Origin of the sequence: Mameliella sp. AT18 (assembly GCF_028807275.1) — a bacterium.
GTDB lineage: Bacteria > Pseudomonadota > Alphaproteobacteria > Rhodobacterales > Rhodobacteraceae > Antarctobacter > Antarctobacter albus.
On the sequence record NZ_JARAMO010000110.1, the window covers coordinates 1 to 4,960 of the forward strand.

Annotated in this window: 1 protein-coding gene; it reads left to right on the forward strand. The window is 63.2% G+C overall.

What is annotated here, in order from left to right; genetic code table 11:
• The first annotated feature begins 569 nt into the window (after positions 1–569).
• On the forward strand, positions 570–4,823 hold the full coding sequence (locus tag PVW46_RS13360; RefSeq protein ID WP_274576162.1) for an ExeM/NucH family extracellular endonuclease: 4,254 nt from the start codon (positions 570–572) through the stop codon (positions 4,821–4,823).
• Positions 4,824–4,960: the final 137 nt, after the last annotated feature.

Here is a 4,960-nt window from a genome sequence, read left to right on the forward strand (position 1 = left end):
TTTGAGAGAGAACGAGTCCTGACCCTAGGCGGTGGTTGGTAGGTTTGCGCCCGTTCGGGGCGCGGACTGTCCGGATGAAACGCTCAAAGAACGCCCATTCCTCGTCCGACAACAGGTCTCGTGCCAAGCGGGTCTCCATCGCAGATACCAGCTTGAATCACGATCAGCCCGAACTGTGAATCCTTTTTGTCAACACGTCCTAGGTCAGCATCCTTCAACACGCCCTTAACGCCCAAGCGGATTCTCCACCGCTCTGCGCTTCAGTTTTCGATGTGGAAAGAATGGAATCGCCCGCACTCTTTCCCCCGCGTCACCCGACTGATTCCAAATCAGAATGGCTGTTCCGGATGCCAACACCCATCGGCGCGTCACGGACAAGGGCCTGCCATTGTTGAGTTTTTGCGCAATTATATCCGGGTCCCCTCCTTTCATCGCCCAACGCCGGTCCTTTTTACAAAACGTTAACTTTTTCTGTGCCGCGAAGTCGCTGTAGATGGCAGCATGAACACAGCGATTTTCCGGGACCGGAGCCCCCTGCTCCGTCCGGGCAATAGCTTTTTTGGGTCGCCATGAGCGACAGACAGACGTGGGGGCGCGTGATGGTCAATTTCAACGAGAATTTCGACGGTTTCGGAGGCGCGGGTTTCGCACCGACACCCGGCGCAGGACAGCTGGATTCGGACATCTGGCGCGTTTCGGGCCTGTCCGAGGGCGCCACAAGCTTTGGCGGCAGCTTTGCCTCGGGTGACTTTGCCCGCGGCACCGACGCGGATGGCGGTGTATCGACCGGAGGGGCCTATGCCTTCGAGGTCGGCGGCAATACATTCCTGGGGTTCCAGCCGACCGGCAGCGACATGACGCCCGGCACGATCACGTTGAAGATCACCAATACCACCGGCGCGCCGATCAGCTCTCTCGACCTTGCCTATGACATCATGGTTAACAATGACCAGGCCCGCGCGAACACGCTCAACTTTGCCTGGTCGCTGGACGACGCGACCTACACACCGGTGGCCTTGCTGGATTACACCAGCGCCGAGGCGGCCGATGCCCTGGGCTTTCAGACAGTGGCCCGCAGCACGACCCTGACCGGCTTTACCCTGCAGGACGGAGAGTCGATCTACCTGCAGTGGCAGACCGACGATGTTTCCGGCAGCGGATCGCGCGACGAGATCGGGCTGGACAATATCGTGGTCACGGCAGCGCCGACCGGCCCGCTGGCCTTCGACCTCGTGAACGGCACCAGCAGCAACCTGACCAGCTTTGCCGCCACGCCGGACAACAGCGCCACCAACGGCGCCTTCGTTTCCAGCTTTTTCGACGTCTTCGGCATCACTGACCGGACCGTGAACTTCGACTTTGCCGATGACACCGCCGGCAGCTTTGCCGCCGATACCTTTGGCATTGCCAAGACCGGCGATACCGCGCCCTTCTTCGGCATCCAGGACCTCGACAATGCCGACAACCCGGGCGGGACCGGGACGGCGACCTGGACCTTCGATGTCTCGGGCGGGACGATCGGCGACATCTCGATCGACTTTGCCGCGATGGGCGATTTCGAATCCGGCGACAACAGCTATACAATCACCGTCCAGTTGGACGGCCTGCCCCCCGTCACCCTGTTCCAGATCGACAGCGACGACAGCGCCAGCCTGACCTACACGCTGGAAAGCGGCACGACCGTGACGCTGAACGATCCGCTCAAGATCGACATCGACGGGGATGCCGCCGACCTCGCTGGCTACGACGGCACGCTGACCAACGATTTCACCACCTATGCCTCTTCTGCGCTGAACGGCATGAGCGGCTCGACACTGACCGTGACACTGACCGCCGGAGTCAACAACGGCGGAGGCGAAGCCTTTGCCATGCGTGACATCGTGATCGACCGCGCGGGCGCCGTCACGACGCCGGAGCTGGCCATCGCCGCGACCGATGCGGACAAGCTCGAGGGCGACAGCGGCAGCACCGGCTTTACTTTCACCGTCACCCGTTCTGGCGACACGACCGCGGCCACCACCGTCGACTACGCGGTCAGCGGCGGCGGGGCGGATGCGGCCGACTTCGGCGGCAGCCTGCCCTCGGGCACAGTCAGCTTTGCGGCGGGCGAAACCAGCAAGACCATCACGGTACAGGTCACGGGCGATACCGACATCGAAACGGACGAGGGGTTCACCGTCACCCTGTCGAACGCCAGCGGCGCGGCCACGATCTCGACCGCGACGGCGACCGGCACGATCCGGACCGATGACATCGGCATCACCGCCATACACGACATCCAGGGGGCAACCGATACCAGCCCGCTGGTCGGTCAGACGGTCACTGTCGAGGCCGTGGTCGTCGGGGATTTCCAGGACGGAGACGCCGATGCCGCGCGCAACCTGCGCGGCTTCTACCTGCAGGAAGAGGATGGCGACGCCGACGGCAACGTGATGACCTCCGAAGGCATCTTCGTCTTCGACGGCAGTCTGCCCGCCGTCGACGTGAACATCGGAGACGTGGTTCAGGTCACCGGGACGGTCGGAGAGTATTTCGGGGAAACCCAGATCTCCAACGTGACCAGCGTGACCGTCATCGGTAGCGGCGCACCACTGCCGACCGCGGCCGAAATCTCGCTGCCTGCAGCCGGTGTCACCACCAACCAGGACGGCGATTTCCAGCCCGACCTCGAAGCCTACGAAGGCATGCGTGTCACCTTCCCGGACGAACTGACCATCTCCGAGATGTACCAGCTGGACCGGTTCAACGAGATCAAGCTGATGCAGGGCGGACGCGTCCAGCAATTCACCCAGACCAACGCACCGGACGCCCTGGCCTACAATGCCTTCCTGCAGGATGTCGGTGCGCGCACCATCACTTATGACGACGGGTTGCAGCAGCAAAACGCCCTGATCGGCAATCTCGACGGCTTTGGCCCCACCTTCTCGACCGGTTCGGACATCCGGATGGGCGACACGATCACCGGCCTCTCGGGCGTTCTGAATTACCAGTGGGCGGGCAACAGCAGCTCCGGCGCGACCTGGCGCGTGATCTCGACGGTCGACGGCGAGAACAGCTTTGACAAGGAAAGCGTGCGCCCGGTGACACCCGAGCCCGTGGGCGGCACCCTGAAGGTCACCAGCCTGAACGTGCTGAATTTCTTTGCCACGGTGGACGATGGCGGCAGCACGGCCCTTGGCTTTGATCCGCGCGGCGCGGACAGCGTGGACGAATACAACCGCCAGCTGGAAAAGCTGGGTCAGGCCATCCTGGAAATGGACGCCGACATCCTGGGGTTGGTCGAGCTGGAAAACGACTTTCTCGCTGGCGCGCCGGGCAACGCCATCGAACAACTGGTCGAGTATCTGAACGCGCAGGCCGGCGCCGGCACCTATGCCTGGGTCGATCCGGGCACCCGCCATGTCGGCAGCGACGCGATCGCCGTGGGCGTGATCTACAAGACCGACACCGTGCGGATCGCCCCCGGCACCACGGTCGAGGTGCTGACCGACGCCGATCTTCCCGGCCTTGGCCTGGGTGGCATGCCGGCGGTCTTTGACGGGGCGGGCACCAACCGCGCGCCGCTGGCTGTGACCTTCGAACAACTGTCGAACGGGGCAACGGTCAACGTCGTCGTCACGCACATGAAGTCCAAGGGCTCAGCCGGACCGGATGCTGGTGATGCCGACACCGGCGATGGCCAGGGCTTCTCGAACGGCACCCGCCTGAACGGCGTGACCGCGCTGAACGCCTGGCTGGACACGGATCCCACCGGTTCGGGCGACAAGGACATCCTGGTGCTTGGCGATCTGAACGCCTACGCGATGGAAGATCCGATCACCTACCTGGAAGGCGAAGGCTATACCGACCTGGTCGAGCTGTTCCAGGGGCCGGACGCCTATTCCTATGTCTTCGACGGCCTGACGGGCACGCTGGACTATGCCTTTGCCAACGAGCCCCTGACGGCGCAGATCACCGGCACCTCGGAATGGGCGATCAACGCCGATGAGCCGGACGCGCTCGACTATAACCTAGACTTCGGCAAGGACGGGTCGATCTTCGACGGCTCCGTGCCTTTCCGCACCTCCGACCACGACCCAATCCTGGTCGGGCTGGCGCTGGACTACGAGGGTACGGTCGTGTCCGATACCGGCGACATCGGTGTCTGGGCCAGCTATGTCTACACCTACAGCGGCGTTGACGGATCGCGCATCGGGCGCGAGATCTCCTACGATGACGGCAGCCAGGCCACCGACATCTTTGTCGGCGGGGTTCTGCAGACGCGCGAAGGCCACGACCTTGCGGATGCGAACAAGTGGGACAGCTTCGTCAACACCTACGATGCCTCCGGCAACGTCGTGTCGCGCGTCACCGTCTTTGACGACGGACGCACGGCGACCAACACCTATTCCGGCGGCATCATCACCGAGCGGGTGGTCGAAGACACGGGCGACGATTTCATCTGGACCGAACAGACCTTCAGCTTTGACGCATCGGGCAACATCACCTCGCTCGTCTCTGCGCTGGACGATGGCATGACCGTGACGACAAACTATGCCGGAGGGGTCAAGACGTCGCGGATCGTCGAGGACAGCGCGGACAGCTTCGAGTGGACGCAACATGCCAACATCTACGATGCCTCGGGCCAGTTGACGGAACGTGTCACCACCTACGACGACGGCCGCGTCTCGACGAATTCCTACGCCGATGGCGTGATCACGTCGCGCGTGGTCGAGGACGTGAACGATGCCTATGACTGGCACCGGATCGACGTCACCTATGACACCGCCGGCAATGTCGAGAGCCGCACCTTTGTCTGGGACAGCGACCTGCCGGTCGTCTGACCCCCGATCGGGAACGAAAAGGCCGGGGCCGGATCATCCAGCCCCGGCGTTTTTCATCTGCTCAAAAGGTCAGAGAGCGCCCGGCACTGCCAGGTCGGCACGCAGGTTGGCGGGCACATCGGCGAGCCGACCGCCAT

Coding starts and splice junctions, on each gene's coding strand:
- PVW46_RS13360 (WP_274576162.1), top strand. CDS start 570: ATGAGCGACAGACAGACGTGGGGGCGCGTGATGGTCAATTTCAACGAG.